Genomic DNA, 20,336 nt, shown 5'->3' with positions numbered 1-20,336 from the left:
CCGCGCACCTTGACGCCGGAACGCCCGCCAGCGTTCCGGCGTTTTTTTTCAGAGGGATTGAAGATCGTCCAGCGTTTCGATCCGCAGCGCGCAGACGATGGGGAAGACGCGCCGCCGCCGGGCGAGCCGCAGCAGTGCCAGCGCCAGCCCGCCCTCGCGAGCCGGTGCCGCCACCGCCACCCGGTGCGGGTCGACCTTCAGCAGGGCGGTTTGGGAATGCAGCCAGGCCAGGCCGGCATAGCAATCGTCCAGCGCCTGGGGCAGGGGCCCGTCGGGCCCGCGGGCATAGTCGACGCTGACCACGACGCAGCCCAGCAGTGCCGCAAGGCGCCGGGCCAGCCGATCGTCCGCCGCGCCGCCGGCGGCCAGGCGGCACAGCGCGGGCCGGGCGGTACCCCAGCATGCCGGCAGGTAGGCCCGCAGGTCGAGTGCCGAGCCGTCCGGCCGCTCGATCGGGTGCCGCATCACCCTGATGCCCTCCCGGGCATCGTCATCCAGCGGGGAAGGGCGGATGGCAGCTTGAATCACCGTCACTGCCCCCGGCGCGCCGGCACCAGCTTGACGTCGAGGTTCTTCAGGCCGTTGATGAAGTTGGAGCGGAACCGGCGCGGCGCGGCCTGAACCTCGAAGCGCTCCACCCGTTCCGCCAGCAGGCCGAAGGCGATGCGCAACTGCATCTCGGCCAGGCGTGAGCCGACGCAGACATGCTGGCCGGTGCCGAAGCCGACATGCTTGATCTCGCCCCGGCGGATGTCGAAGCGGTCGGCATCGGGGAAGACGGCTTCGTCCCGGTTGGCCGAGACATACCACAGCACCACCTTGTCCCCCTTGCGGATGGGCACGCCGCGCAGGCTGGTGTCCGCGGTCGCCGTGCGCCGCATGTGCATGACGGGCGAGGCATGGCGGACCATTTCGCGCACCGCCGTGCGGGCAAGCTCGGGCGACTGGCGCAGCGCCTGCCACTGGTCCGGGGCCTGGGCAAAGGCCAGAACGCTGTGGCTGATCGAGTTGCGGGTGGTCTCGTTGCCGCCGACCAGCACCAGGATCATGTTGCCCAGGAAATCGGCCAGCCCCATGGGTCGGCCGCGCACCACCGCATTGGCCATCATCGAGGCGATGTCGTCGGTCGGCGTGGCGCGCCGCGCGTCGTAGAGCGATTGGGCCCAGGCCATGAACGCGCCCATCACCTGTGCCATCTCTTCGGGCGAGCGGCGGAATTCAGGATCGTCCTCGCCGATGAAGGCATTGGTCCAGTGATACAGCGACTGCCACATGTCGGGGCCTAGGCCCAGCAATTCGGCCAGGGTCAGCAGCGGCAGCGGGGCCGCGAAGGCCTGCACGAAATCGACCGTCTCGCCGAGGGGGATACGGTCCAGCAGGTCGCTTGCGCGCTGCCTGATGCGCACCTCCATATCGGCCAGCTTCGCCGCCGTCAGGCCGGGCACGATGGTCGCGCGATAGTGGACGTGCTCGGGCGGATCCAGCGAGATGAAGGGGGTGCCGATCAGGCTTTCCCCCGAATTGGCGACCGACACTTCGTTTTCGTTGAAGATGCGGTGCCCGCCATTCTCGTGGGCCGAGGAAAACAGGCCGGGCTGGCGCGATACTTCCAGGATATCGTCATAACGCGTCACCGCCCAGAAACCCGCCCCATCGGCCTCGGGATTCCAATAGACCGGCTGTTCGCGCCGCAACCGGGCAAAGAGCTGATGCGGAACCTCGGCCAGGTAGAGGCCGGCATCCTTGAGGTCGCAGATGAAATTTCGGTCGTCGCCCGTGTGGGCACTGGCATTGTGCATCGGTTTCCCCCTTGCGCCGTCGGCCGGGCGTGATGGTGGACAAAGGCTAGCGCACCGGCGGGGGATTGGCGTTACGAGGACTTGACGGCCAATTGTGCCAAACTTGCTGTCGGCTCGCCTAGAGAACGGTCTGCAGGGTGCGCACCCGGTATTCGCTGGGGGTCGTGCCGGTAAACTTGTGGAACGCCCGGCAGAAGTGGCTCTGGCTGGTAAAGCCCAGTTGTTCGGCGACCAGGCCGATGGAAAGCTGCGACTGTTCCAGCATCTGCTGCGCCTTGTTCAGGCGCGCCATCATGACGTATTGGTGCGGCGACTGGCCGGTCGCGCTCTTGAACACGCGGCAGAAATGCGGGGCGGTCACGCCCGCCACCGCGGCCAGCTTTTCCAGCGAATGATCCTCTTCCGGGTGGCTCAGGATCGCATTCAGGATCTTGTGGATGCGGTAGCTGCTGAAGGCCGAGACGGGAATGTCGGTCGAATTCGCGGTTTCGCCCGCGCGCAGGACATGCGCCTTCAGGGCCGAAACCAGGGCGCCGACATAGGCGTCGCGCTGCGCCGACACGGGGGCATAGATCTCGGCCAGCACCTGCTTGGTCAGGGCAACGCCCAGGGGGTCGGAAAAGGCGAACTTCATCCGCGTCACCTGGTCCAGCGGGGGCGCTGCGTCCAGCCCGCCGGGCGACACGCTCAAGGTGACCACGTCCAGCTCGCCGTCGACCAGCCAGCCGGTCGGCAGCCCGGCCGGTACGATGGTGGCGCAGCCGGGCACGGACCAGGCCTCGCTCCACATGTCGCGGTCCCAGTGCCGCACGCTGGGCTTGCCCGCCAGATGGACGACGAACAGCGGCTCAGGCAGGGCGGGGAGGTTGTAGGCGCCGACGAACTGGCGCCAGCGGCTAAGCACGAAGCCATCCTTGACCGAGCCGATCTGCGCGTCGGGCGCGCGGCCCAGCACGTCGGAAATAATGGCTTCGCTGGTCGAACCAGTCTGTTTCATCCCGTCTCGCGGCTCCAGGATCGCGCCGTCGCATCGAAGGTCGATGACGGCACCCAGGCTTCTTCATTTGCCCGCACTATACCCTGAGACGCCGCCGCCGTATTGACCCGGTTTTGCCCCGCCGTTTGACAAATCTTGTCATGGGCCGCCGCCGCCGCCGAGGCGAGCCGCTAGATCGCCTTCTCGAAGGGGGGCGCGCCGAAGAACTGGCGGAACGAGATCGGGTCGCGGCCGTCCAGGTCCTTGAGGCCGTAGTGCTTGGCCAGTTCGGACGTGAAGTAGGTGCCGCCGGCCAGGCGCATGAAATCCGGGTCCTGCCAGATCGCGTCGATGATCAGGCCGCCGTATTCCGGCGTCTCGGCCCCGGCGTCGCCGCCGATGGCCTCGAACATCTGGGGGAAATGCTCCAGGCCCAGCTTGGTGCGGTCGGTCTTCACCAGGCCGTGCCAGAAGGAGAGGGCGCAGACATTGTGCGGCACAAGGTCCGGGCCCATGTCGAAGGCCAGCTTGTCCTGCCCGATCTTGGACAGGCCGTAGGGCAGCGGGTGCAGGTGGACCTTGGCCCCGGCGGACGAGGTGTTCACCAGCAGGCCCTTGCCGGCCTTGATCAGCAAAGGGATGCCATAGACGCTGGCGACATAGGACGAGCGCAGGCCGACATCGATCTGCAACTGCCATTCGTCGAGCGGGCGTTCCCAGAAATTGCCCGGCATGGCCGAGAGGTCCTGCATGGCGAAGGCATTGTTGACCAGGATGTCCAGCTTGCCCTGCTCGGCCTCGACCTTGTCGAACACCGCCTTGGTCTGGGCGTCGTCCAGATGATCGCAGGCGACCGCGATGCCGGTGCCGCCGGCCGCGGTGATCGCCGCCGCGGTCTCCTGAAGGGTGCCCGGCCAGTTGCCGCTGGGCGCGTCCAGGCTGCGCCCGGTGACATAGACAGTGTCGCCGGCCATGCCCAAGGCAATGGCGATTCCCCGGCCGAGACCCCGGCTGGCGCCGGTAACCACGCTGACGCGACCCTTGGACATTGCTTGCCTCCCGATGTTTCTTGCCCGCATTCTGAGGCAAGATCGGCCGCCGGCATCGTCCATACCAACTAGAGACGAACCGGCAGGCAGGGGAGAGAACAAGCGATGACGGCATCGGTCGAAACGATCCGCGTGGCGGCGAACGGGCTCGATTTCGAGGTCGACCAGATGGGCTCGGGCGACAAGTTGGCCCTGCTGCTCCACGGCTTCCCGGAATCGAAATTCTCGTGGCGGGCGCAACTGCCGGTCTTCGCCGACCGCGGCTACACCGCCTGGGCGCCCAATACGCGCGGCTACGGCAACACCACCAGGCCGCTGGGCAAGGCCGCCTATACGGTCGATCTCCTGCTGGCCGACGTCGCCGGCCTGATCGACGCCGCCCGGGCGCGCGGCATCACCGGCCCGGTCACCCTGGTCGCCCACGACTGGGGCGGGATCGTGGCCTGGACCTTTGCCATCGAGCGGGTGCGGCCGCTAGAGCGTTTCATCATCCTGAACATTCCCCACCCCGCCTTGATGGGGAAGGGCCTGCGCAGCTTCCGCCAGTTGCGCAAGTCCTGGTACATGTTCTTCTTCCAGATCCCCTGGCTGCCCGAATTCATCCTTGGCCTGCGCAAGGCCGAGGCGATCGGCCGGGCCTTCCGCGATATGGCGATCGACAAGAGCCGCTTTCCCGATGCCGTGGTCGACGAATACCGGCACAGCGCGCTGAAACCCGGTGCCCTGACCGCCATGCTCAACTACTACCGGGCCAACATCTTCAACGCGAAGAATCGCAAGCGCTGGACCGATACGCCGCAACTCGACACCCCCACCCTGATGATCTGGGGCGAGGAAGACACGGCGCTGGGCAAGGAATTGACCACCGACACCCACACGCTGGTGAGCGACCTCACCCTGCGCTACCTGCCCCGGGTCTCCCACTGGGTGCAGCAGGAGGCGCCCGAGACGGTGAACGCCATGATCGAGGCCTGGCTCGACGGCCGGCCGGTGCCTCAGGCGGGCGAAATCGCCGCCCTCGTCCATACGGGGGAGGCCGAGGCCGCCGCGACCCCCTAAGCTCCCTTGAAAACAGGGAGGGAATGATAATGGCCGAAGCTGTCGAAGTGCTTACCCGCCGGATCGCGGCGCTCGAGGACATCAACGCCATCCAGGCGCTGAAGCACCGTTACCTGCGCGCCTGCGACCGCAAGCAGCCGGACGTGGTGCGCAATTGCTTCATCGAAGACGGCGCCTATATCGATGCCGCACACATGGGCGTGCACGAGGGGCGCGACAGTTTCGTCGGCCTGTTCGAGATGGTCGGCTGCCGCGACACCATCCTGGACATGCACCATGCCCAGAACCCGGCGATCCAGATCACCGGCGAGAATAGCGCCCACGGCACCTGGGACCTCTATTTCAACCAGATCAACCTCGACACCCGCAGCGCCACCCAGGTCGCCGGCTTCTACGAGGACGACTATGTCCGCCAGGCCGACGGCTGGCGCATCGCCCGCTCGATCTTCCGGGTGACCTCGACCCTGATGACCGAGGTCGACGAGGCCGGCCAGAGCAAGGTGATCCTGCTGGGCCGGTAAGGCGGCTTTGACGATCCGCACTGCATAGGTTTACATATTATATGTATTTCCTGTGAGGCAAGCTGTGGCGAAGACTGAGCGCATCACGACGTCCGCCGGCGATCTGGTGCGCCAGTTTTCTCATTACAGCGATCTCGCCTTGGCGCAGCCGGTGGTCGTTACCAAGAATGGCCGGCCCCGGAATGTGCTGATCTCGGTCGAGGAATACGAACGACTTAAGAGCCGCGACCAGCAGGCGTTTCTGGCAGCGGATACGCCGGAAGAGTTCGTGGCCGACATACAAAAGCGCTAACTGCCTGCATTGAGGCCGTGCGTCCTTCGAGACGGCCCTGCGGGCCTCCTCAGGATGAGGAAAATCTTTATGGCAAAAAGACTTACCTCATCCTGAGGAGCCACTGAAGGTGGCGTCTCGAAGGACGCACAGCGCTGCTCCAGTTCCCGTGCTTCATGTGATCAGCTTGGTGGCCCCGACTGCGTGTCACGTGATCTAGTCCACCGAGACGATGCCGGGGCGGCGGGCTGCGACAGTATGGCCAGGACATCCCCGGGCAAGGGGAGGCGTGCGCGTGAGCGTGGCGAGGGAGGCTCGATGACCAGGGACGAATTCGACGGCACCGTCGGCGATGGCGCGGCATTCGATGTTGTCGTGGTGGGCGCCGGGGCGGGCGGCATGATGGCCGCCAACCGTGCCCACGACCTGGGCCTGTCCGTCCTCCTGGTCGAGAAGAGCGATCGTTTCGGTGGCACCTCCGCCGTATCGGGCGGCGCGATCTGGGTGCCCTGCAACGGCGACCTGGGTGGGCAGGACGACAAGGCCAAGGCCCTGACCTATCTGCGCCTGTGTACCAAGGGGCAGGTGCCGGAGGAAAAGCTCGGCGCCTATGTCGACAATGCGGCGCAGATGGTGCGCTATTCGACCGAGAAGGTCGGCCTCGGCTTCAAGGCCGTGATGGAATATCCCGACTATTATCCGCACTACGAGGGGGCCCTGCCGGGCGGGCGCACCATGGATCCGGCGCCGGTCGACGGCGCCGACCTGGGCGGTGATTTCTTCCGCCTGCGCGAGCCCTATGCGCTGATGAAACTGTTCAGCCGGATCTCGATGACCGTGTCCGAGGCCCGCGCCATCACCACCAAGAAATCCGGCTGGCCGCTCCTGGTGCTCAAGGTCATCGCGGCCTATTGGGCGGACCTGGGCTGGCGTTTCAAGTCGCGGCGCGACCGGCGCCTGACCATGGGCAATGCCCTGGCCGGCGGCATGCTGCGCGGCCTGGTGAAGCGCGGCATTCCCCGCCTGTTCAATACCGCCCTGGTGCGCCTGGTGCGCGACGGCGAGCGGGTGACGGGGGTCATCGTTGCGCGCGACGGCCGCGAGATCGCCATTGCCGCGCGCAAAGGCGTGATCCTGGCGGCCGGCGGTTTCGAGCGTAACCAGGCCATGCGCGAGCAGAACCTGCCCGGGCCGACGGCCGAGAAGTGGAGTGTGACGCCCATCGGCAACAATACGGGCGACGCCATCCGCGCCGGCATCGATGCCGGGGCCGCGGTCGAATTCATGAACCTGGCCTGGTGGGCGCCGACCATGCGCCTGCCGTCGCGCCATACGCCGAACACGGAAACCCGGGTGGGCCTGTTCATGGAACGCGGCTGGCCGGGCAGCGTGATCGTCAACCGCCAGGGCAACCGCTTCGTCAACGAGGCGATCTCCTACAACGATTTCGGCTATGCCATGATCGCCGACCAGCAGGCGAGCGGCGCCAATGTGCCGTGCTGGATGGTGTTCGACGCCACTTTCCGCCGGAAATACATCGTCGGCGGCCTGATGCCGGGGATGATGGAACCCGACAAGAGCCTGCCGCCCGAATGGGTCGACAATGTCTTCTACCGGGCCGAAACGATCGGCGAGCTGGCGGCCAAGATCGGCGTGCCGGCGCCTGCCCTGTCCGACACGGTGACGCGCATGAACGACTATGCCCGCACCGGCAAGGACACGGAATTCGACCGTGGCGGCAATGTCTACGACCGCTATTTCGGCGATCGCTTCGTGGAACCCAACCCATGCCTGGGGCCGATCGAAAAGGCGCCGTTCTATGCCGTGCGCATCGACCTGGGCGACATCGGCACCAAGGGCGGCTTGAAGGTCGATGCCCGGGCGCGGGTGGTCGACCAGGCCGACCGGCCGATCCCCGGCCTCTATGCGATCGGCAACTGCTCGGGTGCCATCACCGCCGCGTCCTATCCCGGCGCGGGGGCGACCCTGGGGCCGGCGATGACCTTCGGCTATATCGCCGCCAACGACATTGCCACCTCGACCACCAACCGGGCGGCCGACGACCTGCTGCGCGAGGCGGCACGGGGATGAGCCTGACCGGTCTGGCTGCCGACCGATCGCCCGGCTGCGCGGCGATCGATGCGCCGATGGCGGCGCCCGCCGCCTATGACACCGAATGCGACCTCCTGGTGCTTGGCTATGGTGCCGCGGGTGCCGCGACCGCGATGGAAGCGGCGGAGCGCGGTCTCGACGTCATGCTGGCCGATCGCTTTTCCGGCGGCGGGGCAAGCTGGCTGTCGGGCGGCATCGTCTATGCCGGCGGCGGCACGAAGCAGCAGCGCCAAGCCGGCCACGACGACACCGCCGATGCCATGGCGGACTACTTGGTGCGCGAAGTGGGCGACGCCGTCAGCGCCGAGACGGTGCGCCGCTATTGCGAGGACAGTGCCGGCATGATCGCCTGGCTGGAGGCTCACGGCGTGGTCTTCGATGCGAGCGAGGCGCCGCACGAAACCTCCTATCCCTCGCGCGATCACTATCTCTATTTCTCGGGCAACGAGAAGGTGCCGGCCAATCTGGGGCACGGCAAGCCGGCGCCCCGCGGCCATCGGCCCAAGGGCGACTGGCTGTCGGGCCGGACCATGATGGAAGGCATGATGGCCCATGTCGCTGCCACGCCGGGCATTACCATCCGCACTGAATCGGCCGTCCGCCGCCTGATCGTCGACAAGGACGGGGCGGTGGTCGGCGCCGAATTGATGTGCCTGCCGCCGGGGGCGGCAATCACCCGCCTGCACCGCCGGCTGGAGCGGCTGGCCCGGGTCATGAGCCTGCAGGCCATGGGCATTTCGCGACGTTTCGTGGGCCTGCTGACCCGGATCGAGGCGCGCCATGCCCGGCCGGTGCTGGTGCGCGCCAGGCGCGGCGTGGTGCTGGCGACCGGCGGTTTCATCAAGAACCGGGCGATGGTGGAACGCCATGCGCCCGAATTCGTCAAGGGCTTCGCCCTGGGCTCCACCGGCTGTGACGGCAGCGGCATCCGCTTAGGGCTGAGCCTGGGCGGGCGGCTGGACCGGGCAGGCACGATTTCGGCCTGGCGCTTCATCAACCCGCCCCACGCCTTTGCCAAGGGCATCGTGGTCGATACCGCGGGCCGGCGCTTGACCAACGAGGAGCAATATGGTGCCCGCTTGGGCGACGCCATGATGCGCCGCGCCGGCGGCCGGGCCTATGTGATCATCGACCGGGCCATGCGCGATGCCGCCAAGGCGGAAATCGCCGGCGGCAGCATGTGGGGCTTCCAGACCTTCCCGGCGCGCTACCTCCTGGCGCGGCCGGCAGCCAAGGCGGCCACGATCGAGCAATTAGCCCAGCGGCTGGGCATGGCGCCCGCGGTGCTGGCCGAGGCGGTCGCCGCCAACAATGCCGCGGCCCGGGGCGAGGCGCCCGATCCGGTGGGCAAGTCGGACGAGATGCGCGGGACAATCGCGACCGGGCCGTTCTATGCCCTGGATATTTCCGTGGGACAGCCCGCGTTTCCGCTGCCGGTGCTGACCCTGGGCGGGCTGGCCGTCGACGAGCGCTCGGGCGCCGTGCTGCGCGAGGCGGGCGGCATCGTGCCGGGGCTCTATGCGGTGGGGCGCGCGGCGCGCGGCCTGCCGTCCAATTTCTACGTCAGCGGCCTGTCGCTGGGCGATTGCATCTGGTCGGGGCGCCGCACGGCGGCCTTCGTGGCCACATCGGTTGCGGCCTCGGCCGCGTGAAACGCTAACACACAAGGATGGGTTCTATGGGGCGCGTACAGGACAAGGTGGTGCTGGTGACCGGGGCGGGCAGCGGGGCGGGCAAGGCCGACGCGCTGACCCTGGCAGCCCAGGGGGCCAAGCTGATCGTCACCGACATCAACGGCGATTCGGCCAAGGCCACCGCCGCCCTGATCGGCGCCGACAAGGCCCTGGCGCTGACCCACGACATCGCCCAGGAAGCCCAATGGGAGGCGGCCTTTGCCGCCGGCATCGAGCGTTTCGGCTTCGTCAACGGCCTGGTCAACAATGCCGGCATCCTGATCCAGGCCAGCATCGAATTCATGGCCTTCGAGGACTGGCAGAAGATGCTGTCGGTTAACGTCACCGGTTACTACCTGGGCTGCAAGCACGCCATCCTGAACATGAAGGAAAAGGGCGGCGCCATCGTCAACATGGGATCGGTCCTGTCCCATCACGGCAGCCCGAACTACTTCGCCTATGCCGCGGCCAAGTCGGCGGTGGTCTCGCTCACCCGCTCGGTCACGGCGCACTGTAAGTTCGGCGGCTATGACATCCGGGCCAACGCGATCATGCCCGACGGCATCCTGACCCCCATGGTGCTGGCGCAGATGGGCCTGCCGCCGGATTCGGACGTGAACATGATCAAGGAATCGCCCATGGGCCACCGCTTCTGCGACCCGCAGGAGATTGCCAACCTGGTGCTGTTCCTGATCTCGGACGAATCCCGTTTCGTGCGCGGCGCCGACATCGCCATCGACAACGGCAACTTCCGCATTACGGAGTTTTGATGTTCCACCCCCTATCCGTCATGGCCGGGCTTGTCCCGGCCATCCACGTTGAGACGGTGCAGGGCTGGTTGAAGGTAAGTGGCGGCGGCCCGACGTGGATGGCCGGGACCAGCCCGGCCATGACGATGGAGGGGAGGGTGTCATGCTGAAACAGGCCTTGGTCGGCATGTTGCAGGGGATCCCGGCGACGGTGAGCCGCGCACATGTCGAGGCGGTGGTGAAGGCCTATCTGGGGTCCTTCGCCACCAAGGACATGACCGCGCGCCTGGCCCTGTTCGCCGAGGGTGCGCAAGCCGACGACCCGGTCGGTCTGCCCACCCATGTCGGCAAGGACGCGCTGGCCGCCTTCTGGACACCGTCCGACGAGGGGCCGGCGCAATTCTCGAGCGCGCTGCACCGGGTCATCGTCTGCGGCGACGAGGCGATGGTGCATTTCACCGTGACCATGGTGATGCCGGGCATGGGCGAGGCCGCGATCGAGGGCTTCGAGACCCTGGCCTTCGATGCGGCCGGCAAGATCACCAGGCTGCGCGCCTTCTGGGATGAAAGCTGCCTGACATGAGCGTCTTGCTCGATTTCACCGGCAAGGCCGTGGTGGTGACCGGCGGCACCAAGGGAACCGGGCGCGTCATCGCCACCCGGTTCCTGGAGGCTGGCGCCCGGGTGTTGATCTGCGGGCGCAATGCCCCCGCGTCCTTGCCCGCGGCAGGCGGGCGCGAAGCCGTGTTCGTCGCGGCCGATGTGCGCGATCCAGACCAGGCCAGGCGGGTGATCGAGGCCGCCGTCGAGGCTTTCGGCCGGCTGGACGTGCTGATCAACAATGCCGGCGGCTCGCCCGCGTCCGATGCCGCAACCGCTTCGCCCCGGTTTGCCGAGCAGATCCTGCGCCTGAACCTGCTGGCGCCGCTTTATCTCTCCCAGGCGGCGTGCCTGGCGATGCGCGGGCCGGGCGGCAGCATCGTCAATATCGCCAGCGTCTCGGCCGTCCGGCCGTCGCCCGGCACCGCGGTCTATGGCGCGGCCAAGGCGGGGCTGGTCTCGCTCACCCGGTCGCTGGCTCAGGAATGGGCGCCGTCGGTCAGGGTCAACGCCATCATTGCCGGCATGATCAAGACAGAGGCGGCGCTGGACCACTACGGCGGCGCGGAAGGCCTGGCCCGGATCGAGGCGGCCCTGCCCCAGGGCCGCATGGCGGCGCCCGGCGATATCGCCGATGCCTGCCTGTTTCTCGCCTCCGCCCTGGCCGGCCATGTCACGGGGGCGGCCCTGGAAGTCCACGGCGGCGGCGAAAAACCCCCATTCCTGAGCCTTGCCGACGGGTGATCATTGTTCGTGAGCGTGAACGGAGAATTCGTGGGGTGTGGCTTCTGGCTGATGGGTGCGGGGGGTAAGTTGTAGGGCATGAGCAAGCCGCCGAAGTGTGGCAACGCCGAATAAACAGGAGGACGAGATGGACCGTTATCTGGTGATTTCGGGCGATGGCCATGCCGGCCTGCCGCCGGAGAAGTATCGGGACTATCTCGACGCCAAGTACCACGCCGAATTCGACGAGCGGCTGCCCAAGGAAATCGCTATGCGCGCGGCGATGGAAGAAAAGCTGCTGGTCAAGGAATTCAACGACAAGTGGCGCGCCGCCTGCGGCGACGACATCTACGGCGTCTGGGACAGTGCGATCCGCGACAAGGTATTGGACGGCGATGGTGTCGCGGCCGAAATCCTGTTCCCCGATGGTATCACCGAGCGCAACGCGCCGCCTTTCGGCGCCGACGTCGGCCTGCGCTGCCAGGGCGCCAACCCCGAACTGCTGTGGGCAGGCGCGCGGGCGCATAACCGCTGGATGGTCGATTTCGTCGCCATGTCGCCGCTGCGCCGCATCGGCCTTGCCATCATCCCGGTCGTCTTCGACATGGAGATGGCGGTGGCCGAGATCAAATGGGCGCATAAGAACGGCTTGAGGGGCGTGCTGTTCCCCTGCATGACCGACGGCTACGACCCCTACAATCACCCCAAGTACGACCCCGTGTGGGCGGTCTGCGAAGACCTGAACATGGGCATCCATTTCCATTCGGGCGCCTCGCCGCCGCTGGCGCCGCTGCCCGGCGCGATCGGCTCGTTCCTGATGGAGTTCCCCTTCTGGATGACCCGCTCCATGTGGCAGATGATCTTCGGCGAAGTGTTCGAGCGCTTCCCCAGGCTCAAGGTCGTCTATACCGAGGGCAGCGAATTCTGGTTCCCCTGGATGGTCAAGATGATGGACATCCGGGCCAGCGTGAAACACACGTCGGGCAAGCTGGGCGATTTCCGCGCCAAGCTGACCATGCCGCCGTCTGGTTACTTCAATCGCAACATGTGGGTCGTCGCCTCGGCCCTGGCCGACCGCGATACCATGACCGCCTGTTACGAGCTGGGCCTCAGCCGTGTCATCTGGGGGTCGGACTATCCGCACCCCGAGGGCTGCTGGCCCCGCACCAAGGACAAGATGATGGTGAGCCTGGGCGGCCTGCCGGAAGCGGACCTGGAGCAGATCTTCTGGAAGTCGGCGGCCGACGTCTACGACCTGGACCTGCCCGCCCTGAATAAGATAGCGGCCAAGATCGGGCCTGAGAAACAGTGGCTGGCCACGCGCCAGGCCGCGGAATAAGGGGCGGATCATGGCCGAACGTTTTCCGATGGATATTCCCTACGGCTGGTTCTTCATCAGTTACGCCGATGAACTGGCCCCGGGCGAGGTGAAGACCGTCCATTATTTCGACGAGGAACTGGTCCTGTTCCGCACCAAGACCGGCAAGGCCGGCCTGATGGAAGCCTATTGCGCCCATCTGGGGGCCCACCTGGGTCATGGCGGCACGGTGGATGGCGAGACCCTGCGCTGCCCCTTCCACGCCTGGGCCTATGACACCCAGGGCTGGGTCAAGGATGTGCCCTATGCCAAGAAGCTGCCGCCGATCACCACCCGGCGGCCGTGCATGAAGGCCTATCCGATCACCGAGAAGAACAATGTGATCTGGGCCTGGTACCACCCGGAAAAGGTCGAGCCGTTCTTCGACGTGATCGAGCACGAGGAGATCGGCGCCGACGATTGGGAGGAGCTGGACCGCTACTATTGGGTGGTCCATTCCAATCCGCAGGAGATCGCGGAGAACGGCGTCGACATCGCCCACTTCCGCTATGTCCACGGCATGGACGACGTGCCCGAGGGCCACACCACCTATGACCGGCACATCCGCCATTCGATCGCCGAGGGCCAGCGCACGCTGCCCATGCCCGACGGCGAGATGAAGACCTTCCCGACCAAGGTGGTCACGGTGCAGAGCGGGGCGGGCCAGAAATACACCCGCATCACCGGCATCACCGACACGCTGCTGATGGTCCTGGTGACGCCGATCACCAAGGAAAAGATCGAGCTGCGCTTTGCCTTCACGCATCGCAAGTTCGACAAGGAGAGCATGGAATACAACATCGCCCGCATGGCGATCGCGCTGGTCATCGGCCAGACCGGCGTCGAGGGCGACATTCCGATCTGGAACCACAAGATCCACCGCAAGAACCCGATCCTGTGCGACGGCGACGGCCCGATCATGCCGTTCCGCGAATATTTCGAACAGTTCTACCTCCCCGCCCAGCAGCGCGAGGCGGCGGAGTAGCAAGCGTCTGAAGGCCACCGAACAACCACGGCCGGGGAGCGTCGCCTCCCCGGATTACCTGGGCTTTGCCCGCAGAATCAAAAGGGGAAACGATCATGGCACGTGTGCGTTACGTCAAGGATGTGGTGAAGCCGGCCGGCGGCACCGGCGGGGTGGCGTCGGCCTCGATGCGGACCAGCGTGCGGACCTTCCGCGCGGTCTATGAGACCGATCCCGAGATCGTCGCGGCCCTGCTGCCCCAGCCGCTGGTGCCCGGCGCCGAGCCGCAGATCTTCATGCAGTTCGCCCATGTGATCATGCATGTCTCCGACACGCACAAGATCGAGATCGGCGCCACCACCGTGGGCGTCGCCTCGGAACACGAGGGCACCAAGGGCTGGTACGTCCTGTCCATGCCGATGGAAGGCGAGTTCGTCGTCATCACCGGCCGCGAATATTTCGGCGAGCCCAAGAAGATCGGCAAGGTCGACTTCGACAAGAGCGGCGACAAGATCAAGGTGGCGGTTACCCGCAACGGCATCAAGTTCATCGAGATGGAAGGCACCATCGGCGAGGCCAAGGGCCCGGCCGACTTCACCGAGCATTTCTTCTGCTACAAGGGCATGCCCGCGATCACCCGCAAGGGCGGCTTCGACGGCCCGGTGTTCCTGACCCAGCTCGACTGGGAGCGCAAGTACACCAACATGAACAAGGTGACGGGTACCATCACCCTGCACGAGAGCCCCTATGACCCGATCATCGACGTGCCGGTGAAGCGCATCGTCGAGATGGCCTATTGCGAGGGCGGCTCGATCACGAGCGGCAAGATCCTGCGCGAAGTGCCGGCGCAGTGGGTCGAGCCGTTCTGGCATCAGCGCTTCGACGAGCCCGGCACGGTCGGCATCGAGGTGCCGCTCGAGTCCGAGAAGAAGGTGGCCAATGCGTGATCTGAAGGGGAAAGTCGCCGTCGTCACCGGCGGCGCCTCCGGCGTCGGCCTGGCCCTGGTGCGCCTGCTGGGCCAGCAGGGCATGAAGATCGCCATCGCCGACATCGACCAGGCGGCGCTCGACGCCACCGTCGCGGAACTGACCGCGGCGGGGGTGCCGGCGATCGGCGTCAAGGCCGACGTCACCAAGGCGGAGTCGGTCGATGCCCTGGCCGACAAGGTCTTCGCGGCCTATGGCAATGTCCACCTGCTTTTCAACAATGCGGGCGTCGGCCTGGGCGAGGCCCAGCGGCGGATCTGGACCCTGCCGGTGAAGGACTGGGACTGGGGCTTTGCCGTCAACCTGATGGGCATCGTCCACGGCATCCGCGCCTTCGTGCCGCGCATGCTGGAAGCCGGCGACGAGGGCATGGTGATCAACACCTCCTCGGCCAACGGCGGCCTGTTCGCCCTGCCGGCGACGCCGATCTATGCCGCGACCAAGGCGGCGGTGACGGCCCTGACCGAGACGCTGCAATTCCAGTTCCTGATGGACAAGACCAGGCTGCGCGCCGCCGTCCTGTTTCCGGGGCCCAATGTGGTCAACACCCGCATCCACACCTCGGCCCGGGTGCGGCCACAGGAGTTCGCGTCGGGCAATGGCGAGAGCAAGCCGGCGCCCTACAACACCATGCGCGAACTGGTCGAGGCGACAGGCCTGAAGATGGCCCTGACCGAGCCCGAGGATGTGGCGTCCTTCGCCCTGGAAAGCGTGCAGGCCGACCGCTTCTGGATGTTCCCGCCCAGCGATGCGCATAATGCGATTCTTCGCAGACGGGTAGAGAACATCATCGAGCGTGGTGACCTGCCCATTCCGAACATGGGGATTTGATGGCCGACACGGTTCGTTTTTCCAGCCCTCGCGACCTGATCGGTCGCGAGGGTGCCGCCCTTGGCACCTCTGACTGGGTCCTGATCGACCAGGACCGGGTGAACAAGTTCGCGCAAGCCACGGGCGACTTCCAGTGGATCCATGTCGACGTCGAGAAGGCCAAGGCCGGCCCCTTTGGCGCCACCATCGCCCACGGCTACCTGACGCTCAGCATGGTGGCGTTCTTCCAGCCGCAGATCGTCGATGTCGGCCCCATGCGCATGGGGGTCAATGTCGGCACCGACAAGGTGCGCTTCCTCTCGCCGGTCAAGGTGGGCTCGCGCATCCGGGCCAAGGGCGAGTTGCTCAAGGCGCAGGAGACCCCGGACGGCGGCATCCAGGCCACGATGAAGGTGACGATCGAGATCGAGGGCAGCGACAAGCCCGCCTGCATCGCCGAAGCGGTCAGCCGTTATTATCCATAAAACCATTCCCTGTCAGTCGTCATCCCGGCCTTGAGCCGGGATCTTTGGACCAGTGTTCAAGGTGCTTGAGCGTCACAAGATCCCGGCTCAAGGCCGGGATGACGAGGCGGGGAAGAAGAAATTGAGGGAGAGAAACCATGCGTGAGGCCGTCATCGTCTCGACCGCCCGCACCCCGATCGGCAAGGCTTTCCGTGGGGCATTCAACGATACCGAGGCGCCGGCGCTCTCGGGTCATGTGGTGGCCGAGGCGGTCAGGCGCGCCGGCATCGAGGGCGCCCGGGTCGAGGACTGCATCATCGGCTGCGCCGGCCAGCAGGGCACGCAGGGTTACAATATCGGCCGCCTGAGCGCTGCCGCCGCCGGCCTGCCCGATAGCGTCGCCGGCATGTCGGTCGACCGCATGTGCGCCTCGGGCCTGATGGCGATTGCGACAGCGGCCAAGCAGATCGTCGACGACGGCATGGAGGTGACCGTCGGCGGCGGGGTCGAGTCGATCAGCCTGGTGCAGAACCAGCACAAGAATGCCTTCCGCGCCCGCTCGGAGTCGGTGGTCGCCCGCTCGCCCCACATGTACATGCCGATGATCGAGACGGCGGAAGTGGTCGCCCGGCGTTACGGCATCGGCCGGGCGGCGCAGGACGCCTATTCCCTGCAAAGCCAGAGCCGCGTCGCCGCCGCCCATGCGGCCGGCCGCTTCGATGCCGAACTGGCACCGCTGACCACCCGCATGGCGGTGGTCGACAAGGACACCAAGGAAACCTCGTACCGCGAGGTGACCTTGAAGTTCGATGAAGGCCCGCGCGCCGATACCACGCTGGAAGGCCTCACCGCGTTGAAGCCAGTGTTCAAAGACGGCAGTGTTGTCGCCACCGGCGACTTCATCACCGCCGGCAATGCCAGCCAGTTGTCGGACGGCGCCTCGGCCAGCGTCCTGGTCGAGGGCAAGCTGGCGCAGAAGCTGGGCCTGACACCGCTGGGCGCCTACCGCGGCATGACGGTGGCCGGCTGCAACCCCGACGAGATGGGTATCGGCCCGGTTTTCGCGGTGCCCAAGCTGCTGGAGCGCCACGGCCTGAAGGTCGACGACATCGGGCTGTGGGAATTGAACGAGGCCTTCGCGGTCCAGGTGCTCTATTGCCGCGACCGGCTGGGGATTCCCGACGAGCGCCTGAACGTGGACGGCGGCGCCATCGCCGTCGGCCACCCCTACGGCATGTCGGGCGCCCGCCTGGTGGGCCACGCCCTGATCGAGGGCAAGCGCCGCGGGGTGAGATATGTCGTCGTCACCATGTGCGTGGGCGGCGGCATGGGGGCTGCCGGTTTGTTCGAGGTTTATTGAGCCCGTTTACAAACTCGTCATCCCGGCCTTGAGTCGGGATCTCGTGCCGGAGCAGGCGCCGGAAACACTGGTCGGGAGATCCCGGATCTGCGCTTCGCTTCGTCCGGGATGACGAGGCGGGGAGATCTGCTGCCACGGATATGAAACGCCGCTAGGCTAGGTTCCTGTACCTTTCAGGAGCCGCCGATGCCCGTCACCCCGTTCCGCCAGCTCAAGGCCGTGGTTTTCGATTGGGCCGGGACGATGGTCGATTTCGGCTCGCGGGCGCCCATGGGGGCTTTCGTCGAAGCCTACAAGCGGCTGGGCGTCGATATCTCGATCGCGCAGGCGCGCAAGCCCATGGGCCTGCCCAAGCGGGCCCATATCGCCACCCTGATGGCCGACGCGGACATTGCCGCGCGCTGGCAGGCGGCCCATGGGCACCTGCCGGGCGAGGCCGATATCGACCAAGTCTACGCGGTTTTCGTGCCGCTGAACGAGGCGGTGGTGACCGACTATGCCGACCTCATTCCCGGTGCCGTCGAGACTTATCGATCGTGCCGCACGCGGGCCTGAAGGTCGGCTCCACCACCGGCTATGTCCGCTCGATCATGGAGCGGCTGGTGCCGATCGCTGCTGCGCAAGGTTACACACCCGACAACCTGGTGTGCGCCGGCGACCTCGCCGATGGCCGGCCGGGACCGCTGATGATGTACCGCACCTTTGCCGATCTCGGGGTGGCACCGCCCCACACGGTGGTGAAGATCGACGATACCGAGCCGGGCATCCTGGAAGGCAAGGCCAGCGGCACCTGGACCGTGGGCCTCAGCATCTCGGGCAACATGGTCGGGCTGTCCCTGGACGAGTGGACGGCGCTGGACCCGGCCGAACAGGCGCGGCTGCGGGCCAGGGCGGAAGCCAAGCACAATGCCCTGGATGTCGACTATGTCATCGATTCCGTGGCCGACCTGATGCCCGTGCTGGAGGATATCGACCTGCGCCTGTCGCGCGGCGGGCGGCCCAATCCCTAGCGGGCAATGCCGTGCAGCATGGCCTCGACCGACAGGTCCAGGAACTTGTCGAGGGGCGTCCACTCGAAGTCGGCATGGGTGATCATCAGCGAGACCATGCCGTGGCCGGTGGCCCAGACGACCTCGGCCAGCGCATAGGGATCGTCGCCCTTCAGCCGGCCCAGGGCCATCAGGCGCTCGATCTCGCCTTCCAGCACGGCGAAGGCGCGCATGCCGAAACCCTCGTCTTCCCCCGGGGGCGGGGCACCCGGGCGGCGGCGGTGGCCCTTGGGGAACTTGTCGCGCTTCAGCGACGCGATATGGCTCATGAACACCAGCTTGTAGATGTCCGGATTCTCCAGCCCGAACATCACATAGGCGCGCATGATGCCGCGCAGGCGGGTGAAGGGGCCTTCGCGCTCGTCGTCGGGGGCGGGGGCTGCATCGCCGATCGCGATCAGGCCCTTGAAGAACTCCTGGCAGACCGCCAGCAGCAGGGCCTCCTTGTCCTCGAAATGGTGATAGATCACCGGCGAGGTCACCCCGGCCATGGTGGCGATACGCCGGATCGAGGTGGCCTCGACGCCTTGTGTCACGAACAGTTCCTGGGCGACCGCCAGGATCTGGGCCCGGCGATCCTCGGCGGCGAGGCGGCGCTTGACCTGCGAATTGGGCATGAGAGGGGTGCGGCGAACCATGGCTTGACCCTAGCGCGGATCGGAGTAACTTAACAGCGTAAACTTATCGCTGTTAACCGGAGTTGGACATGCGCCAGAGGCTCTTGCCGATCGGGCTCGCTTTTGCGGGGCTGCTGGGCCTTGCCGCCTGCGGCGACAGTACCGCCCAGACGACGGCTGGGAAAACCCAGCCGGATCAGCCGGTTGCGGCCGCGACTGTCGAACTGGCGCCGGACGCCACGGCGGTGCGCGGCACCGGCATGGTGGCCTACAAGCGCGAAGTGGTCCTGTCGTTCAAGATCACCGGCATCATCCAGGGCTTCAACGTCGACATGGGCGACACGGTCCTGGCCGGGCAGAAGCTCGCCATCCTCGATGCCGCCGAGATCAATGCCCAATGGCGCGAAACGGTCGCCAGTGTCGAGAAGGCGCAGCGCGATATCGATCGCCTGGCCCCGCTGGTCGGCAACGGCTTTGCCACCCAGGCACGGCTCGACGATGCCAGGACCGCCCTGAAACTGGCCCTTGCCGCCCGCGACGCCATCGAATTCAACCGCAGCCTGGCCGAGATCAGGGCGCCTGCCGACGGCATCGTGCTGTCGCGCGAGGTCGAAAGCGGCCAGATCGTGCCGGCCGGCGCGGCGATCCTGACCCTGGGCGACACGGCATCGGGCCATGTCGTGCGGGTGGGCCTGGCCGACCGCGACGCGGTCAAGATTTCCCTGGGCGATCCGGCCACGGTGAAGGTTCCCGGCATCGAGCGGCCGCTGGCCGCCCATGTCTCGCGCATCGCGCCCAAGGGCGACATGCGCACCGGCACCTTCTTCATCGAGCTGGCGATCGACGACAGCGGCCGCGCGCTGCCCTCGGGCCTGATCGCCGATGCCCTGATCCACCCGGCCAGCGCCATCAACACCAGTATCGTCGCCATTCCGACCTCGGCCATCCTCGAAGGCTTCGGCCCCGAGGGCACGGTGTTCGTGATCGATCCTGCGACCTCGACCGTTACCCGCCGCCGGGTCGTCTTCGGCAGCCTGTCGGGCGGCATGGTGCAGGTCCGCGAGGGCCTGAGCGTGGGCGAGCAGGTGGTCTCCGTCGGGGCCGGCTATCTGCGCGAAGGCGACAAGGTGCGGGTAACCGACCTCATTGCCCTGCGCGACGAAGCGCCCGCGTCGGCCACGAAGTAGGGCGGGCG

At 66.6% G+C, this 20,336-nt stretch carries 22 protein-coding genes; 17 read left to right on the top strand and 5 right to left on the bottom strand.

Going from position 1 to position 20,336, the window contains the following annotated elements; all coding sequences use genetic code 11:
• Positions 1-48: 48 nt before the first annotated feature.
• The 4 genes from D3874_RS19015 to D3874_RS19000 all read right to left on the bottom strand — a co-directional run bounded on the left by D3874_RS19015 (position 49) and on the right by D3874_RS19000 (position 3,824).
• Positions 49-528: an alpha/beta hydrolase fold domain-containing protein gene (locus D3874_RS19015; protein ID WP_147385726.1), complete on the bottom strand. Its 480-nt coding sequence runs from the start codon at positions 526-528 to the stop codon at positions 49-51.
• Positions 529-530: 2 nt separating this feature from the next.
• The gene (locus D3874_RS19010; protein WP_119779691.1) at positions 531-1,799 is read right to left on the bottom strand and encodes a cytochrome P450; all 1,269 of its coding nucleotides are present in this window, start codon (positions 1,797-1,799) and stop codon (positions 531-533) included.
• A 118-nt stretch (positions 1,800-1,917) separates the two neighbouring features.
• Complete coding sequence (locus D3874_RS19005; protein WP_119779689.1) at positions 1,918-2,796, bottom strand: helix-turn-helix domain-containing protein; 879 nt, start codon at positions 2,794-2,796, stop codon at positions 1,918-1,920.
• 170 nt (positions 2,797-2,966) lie between these two features.
• Positions 2,967-3,824, bottom strand: coding sequence for an SDR family NAD(P)-dependent oxidoreductase (locus D3874_RS19000; protein ID WP_119779687.1), 858 nt, complete (start codon positions 3,822-3,824; stop codon positions 2,967-2,969).
• Positions 3,825-3,929: 105 nt separating this feature from the next.
• On the opposite strand from D3874_RS19000, the gene D3874_RS18995 reads away from it, so the two are divergent.
• The 16 genes from D3874_RS18995 (at position 3,930) to D3874_RS29460 (ending at position 18,485) form a co-directional block, all read left to right on the top strand.
• Entirely contained in the window at positions 3,930-4,883 is a 954-nt protein-coding gene (locus D3874_RS18995) for an alpha/beta fold hydrolase (RefSeq protein WP_119779685.1), read from the top strand.
• A 29-nt stretch (positions 4,884-4,912) separates the two neighbouring features.
• A complete protein-coding gene (locus tag D3874_RS18990) occupies positions 4,913-5,404 on the top strand; it encodes a nuclear transport factor 2 family protein (protein ID WP_158596108.1) in 492 nt (163 codons plus the stop codon).
• A 64-nt stretch (positions 5,405-5,468) separates the two neighbouring features.
• Positions 5,469-5,696, top strand: coding sequence for a type II toxin-antitoxin system prevent-host-death family antitoxin (locus D3874_RS18985; protein ID WP_233560032.1), 228 nt, complete (start codon positions 5,469-5,471; stop codon positions 5,694-5,696).
• Positions 5,697-5,993: 297 nt separating this feature from the next.
• A complete protein-coding gene (locus D3874_RS18980; RefSeq protein WP_119779681.1) occupies positions 5,994-7,766 on the top strand; it encodes an FAD-dependent oxidoreductase in 1,773 nt (590 codons plus the stop codon).
• Positions 7,763-9,439 carry an FAD-binding protein gene (locus tag D3874_RS18975; protein WP_199699148.1) on the top strand — a complete coding sequence of 559 codons (1,677 nt, stop codon included), beginning with the start codon at positions 7,763-7,765 and terminating at the stop codon, positions 9,437-9,439. Before D3874_RS18980 ends, D3874_RS18975 begins: the two co-directional genes overlap by 4 nt.
• Before the next feature lie 26 nt (positions 9,440-9,465).
• Positions 9,466-10,230: an SDR family oxidoreductase gene (locus tag D3874_RS18970; protein ID WP_119779678.1), complete on the top strand. Its 765-nt coding sequence runs from the start codon at positions 9,466-9,468 to the stop codon at positions 10,228-10,230.
• 142 nt (positions 10,231-10,372) lie between these two features.
• On the top strand, positions 10,373-10,792 hold the full coding sequence (locus D3874_RS18965; RefSeq protein ID WP_119779676.1) for a nuclear transport factor 2 family protein: 420 nt from the start codon (positions 10,373-10,375) through the stop codon (positions 10,790-10,792).
• Complete coding sequence (locus tag D3874_RS18960) at positions 10,789-11,553, top strand: SDR family oxidoreductase (RefSeq protein ID WP_119779673.1); 765 nt, start codon at positions 10,789-10,791, stop codon at positions 11,551-11,553. The genes D3874_RS18965 and D3874_RS18960 overlap by 4 nt, the downstream gene beginning before the upstream one ends.
• A gap of 127 nt (positions 11,554-11,680) precedes the next feature.
• Positions 11,681-12,871, top strand: a complete 1,191-nt coding sequence (locus tag D3874_RS18955) for an amidohydrolase family protein (RefSeq protein WP_119779670.1) — start codon at positions 11,681-11,683, stop codon at positions 12,869-12,871.
• Positions 12,872-12,881: 10 nt separating this feature from the next.
• Positions 12,882-13,874 (top strand): aromatic ring-hydroxylating oxygenase subunit alpha, encoded by a 993-nt coding sequence (locus D3874_RS18950; protein WP_119779668.1) that lies wholly within the window; start codon positions 12,882-12,884, stop codon positions 13,872-13,874.
• Positions 13,875-13,969: 95 nt separating this feature from the next.
• Positions 13,970-14,800: an acetoacetate decarboxylase family protein gene (locus D3874_RS18945; protein WP_119779665.1), complete on the top strand. Its 831-nt coding sequence runs from the start codon at positions 13,970-13,972 to the stop codon at positions 14,798-14,800.
• A complete protein-coding gene (locus tag D3874_RS18940; RefSeq protein ID WP_119779662.1) occupies positions 14,793-15,671 on the top strand; it encodes an SDR family NAD(P)-dependent oxidoreductase in 879 nt (292 codons plus the stop codon). The genes D3874_RS18945 and D3874_RS18940 overlap by 8 nt, the downstream gene beginning before the upstream one ends.
• Positions 15,671-16,135, top strand: coding sequence for a MaoC family dehydratase (locus D3874_RS18935; RefSeq protein ID WP_119779660.1), 465 nt, complete (start codon positions 15,671-15,673; stop codon positions 16,133-16,135). Before D3874_RS18940 ends, D3874_RS18935 begins: the two co-directional genes overlap by 1 nt.
• Positions 16,136-16,272: 137 nt before the next feature.
• The gene (locus tag D3874_RS18930; protein WP_119779658.1) at positions 16,273-17,475 is read left to right on the top strand and encodes an acetyl-CoA C-acyltransferase; all 1,203 of its coding nucleotides are present in this window, start codon (positions 16,273-16,275) and stop codon (positions 17,473-17,475) included.
• Positions 17,476-17,661: 186 nt separating this feature from the next.
• Positions 17,662-18,030, top strand: coding sequence for a hypothetical protein (locus D3874_RS29465; protein WP_199699147.1), 369 nt, complete (start codon positions 17,662-17,664; stop codon positions 18,028-18,030).
• The gene (locus tag D3874_RS29460) at positions 18,012-18,485 is read left to right on the top strand and encodes an HAD-IA family hydrolase (protein ID WP_199699146.1); all 474 of its coding nucleotides are present in this window, start codon (positions 18,012-18,014) and stop codon (positions 18,483-18,485) included. The genes D3874_RS29465 and D3874_RS29460 overlap by 19 nt, the downstream gene beginning before the upstream one ends.
• Here D3874_RS29460 and D3874_RS18920 read toward each other — a convergent pair.
• Positions 18,482-19,162 (bottom strand): TetR/AcrR family transcriptional regulator, encoded by a 681-nt coding sequence (locus tag D3874_RS18920; RefSeq protein ID WP_119779657.1) that lies wholly within the window; start codon positions 19,160-19,162, stop codon positions 18,482-18,484. The two genes, D3874_RS29460 and D3874_RS18920, sit on opposite strands and share 4 nt — an antisense overlap.
• A gap of 68 nt (positions 19,163-19,230) precedes the next feature.
• Here D3874_RS18920 and D3874_RS18915 point away from each other — a divergent pair, with 68 nt between their 5' ends.
• On the top strand, positions 19,231-20,328 hold the full coding sequence (locus D3874_RS18915; protein ID WP_119779655.1) for an efflux RND transporter periplasmic adaptor subunit: 1,098 nt from the start codon (positions 19,231-19,233) through the stop codon (positions 20,326-20,328).
• Positions 20,329-20,336: the final 8 nt, after the last annotated feature.

This window comes from Oleomonas cavernae (genome assembly GCF_003590945.1).
GTDB lineage: Bacteria > Pseudomonadota > Alphaproteobacteria > Zavarziniales > Zavarziniaceae > Zavarzinia > Zavarzinia cavernae.
This window is presented reverse-complemented; position numbering and strand designations above follow the sequence as displayed.

Bases quoted from the DNA above. Each gene is read 5' to 3' on its own strand.
- D3874_RS19010 (WP_119779691.1), bottom strand. From the start codon at position 1,799: ATGCACAATGCCAGTGCCCACACGGGCGACGACCGAAATTTCATCTGC.
- D3874_RS19005 (WP_119779689.1), bottom strand. From the start codon at position 2,796: ATGAAACAGACTGGTTCGACCAGCGAAGCCATTATTTCCGACGTGCTG.
- D3874_RS19000 (WP_119779687.1), bottom strand. From the start codon at position 3,824: ATGTCCAAGGGTCGCGTCAGCGTGGTTACCGGCGCCAGCCGGGGTCTC.
- D3874_RS18995 (WP_119779685.1), top strand. From the start codon at position 3,930: ATGACGGCATCGGTCGAAACGATCCGCGTGGCGGCGAACGGGCTCGAT.
- D3874_RS18990 (WP_158596108.1), top strand. From the start codon at position 4,913: ATGGCCGAAGCTGTCGAAGTGCTTACCCGCCGGATCGCGGCGCTCGAG.
- D3874_RS18980 (WP_119779681.1), top strand. From the start codon at position 5,994: ATGACCAGGGACGAATTCGACGGCACCGTCGGCGATGGCGCGGCATTC.
- D3874_RS18975 (WP_199699148.1), top strand. From the start codon at position 7,763: ATGAGCCTGACCGGTCTGGCTGCCGACCGATCGCCCGGCTGCGCGGCG.
- D3874_RS18970 (WP_119779678.1), top strand. From the start codon at position 9,466: ATGGGGCGCGTACAGGACAAGGTGGTGCTGGTGACCGGGGCGGGCAGC.
- D3874_RS18965 (WP_119779676.1), top strand. From the start codon at position 10,373: ATGCTGAAACAGGCCTTGGTCGGCATGTTGCAGGGGATCCCGGCGACG.
- D3874_RS18960 (WP_119779673.1), top strand. From the start codon at position 10,789: ATGAGCGTCTTGCTCGATTTCACCGGCAAGGCCGTGGTGGTGACCGGC.
- D3874_RS18955 (WP_119779670.1), top strand. From the start codon at position 11,681: ATGGACCGTTATCTGGTGATTTCGGGCGATGGCCATGCCGGCCTGCCG.
- D3874_RS18950 (WP_119779668.1), top strand. From the start codon at position 12,882: ATGGCCGAACGTTTTCCGATGGATATTCCCTACGGCTGGTTCTTCATC.
- D3874_RS18945 (WP_119779665.1), top strand. From the start codon at position 13,970: ATGGCACGTGTGCGTTACGTCAAGGATGTGGTGAAGCCGGCCGGCGGC.
- D3874_RS18940 (WP_119779662.1), top strand. From the start codon at position 14,793: ATGCGTGATCTGAAGGGGAAAGTCGCCGTCGTCACCGGCGGCGCCTCC.
- D3874_RS18935 (WP_119779660.1), top strand. From the start codon at position 15,671: ATGGCCGACACGGTTCGTTTTTCCAGCCCTCGCGACCTGATCGGTCGC.
- D3874_RS18930 (WP_119779658.1), top strand. From the start codon at position 16,273: ATGCGTGAGGCCGTCATCGTCTCGACCGCCCGCACCCCGATCGGCAAG.
- D3874_RS29465 (WP_199699147.1), top strand. From the start codon at position 17,662: ATGCCCGTCACCCCGTTCCGCCAGCTCAAGGCCGTGGTTTTCGATTGG.
- D3874_RS18920 (WP_119779657.1), bottom strand. From the start codon at position 19,162: ATGGTTCGCCGCACCCCTCTCATGCCCAATTCGCAGGTCAAGCGCCGC.
- D3874_RS18915 (WP_119779655.1), top strand. From the start codon at position 19,231: ATGCGCCAGAGGCTCTTGCCGATCGGGCTCGCTTTTGCGGGGCTGCTG.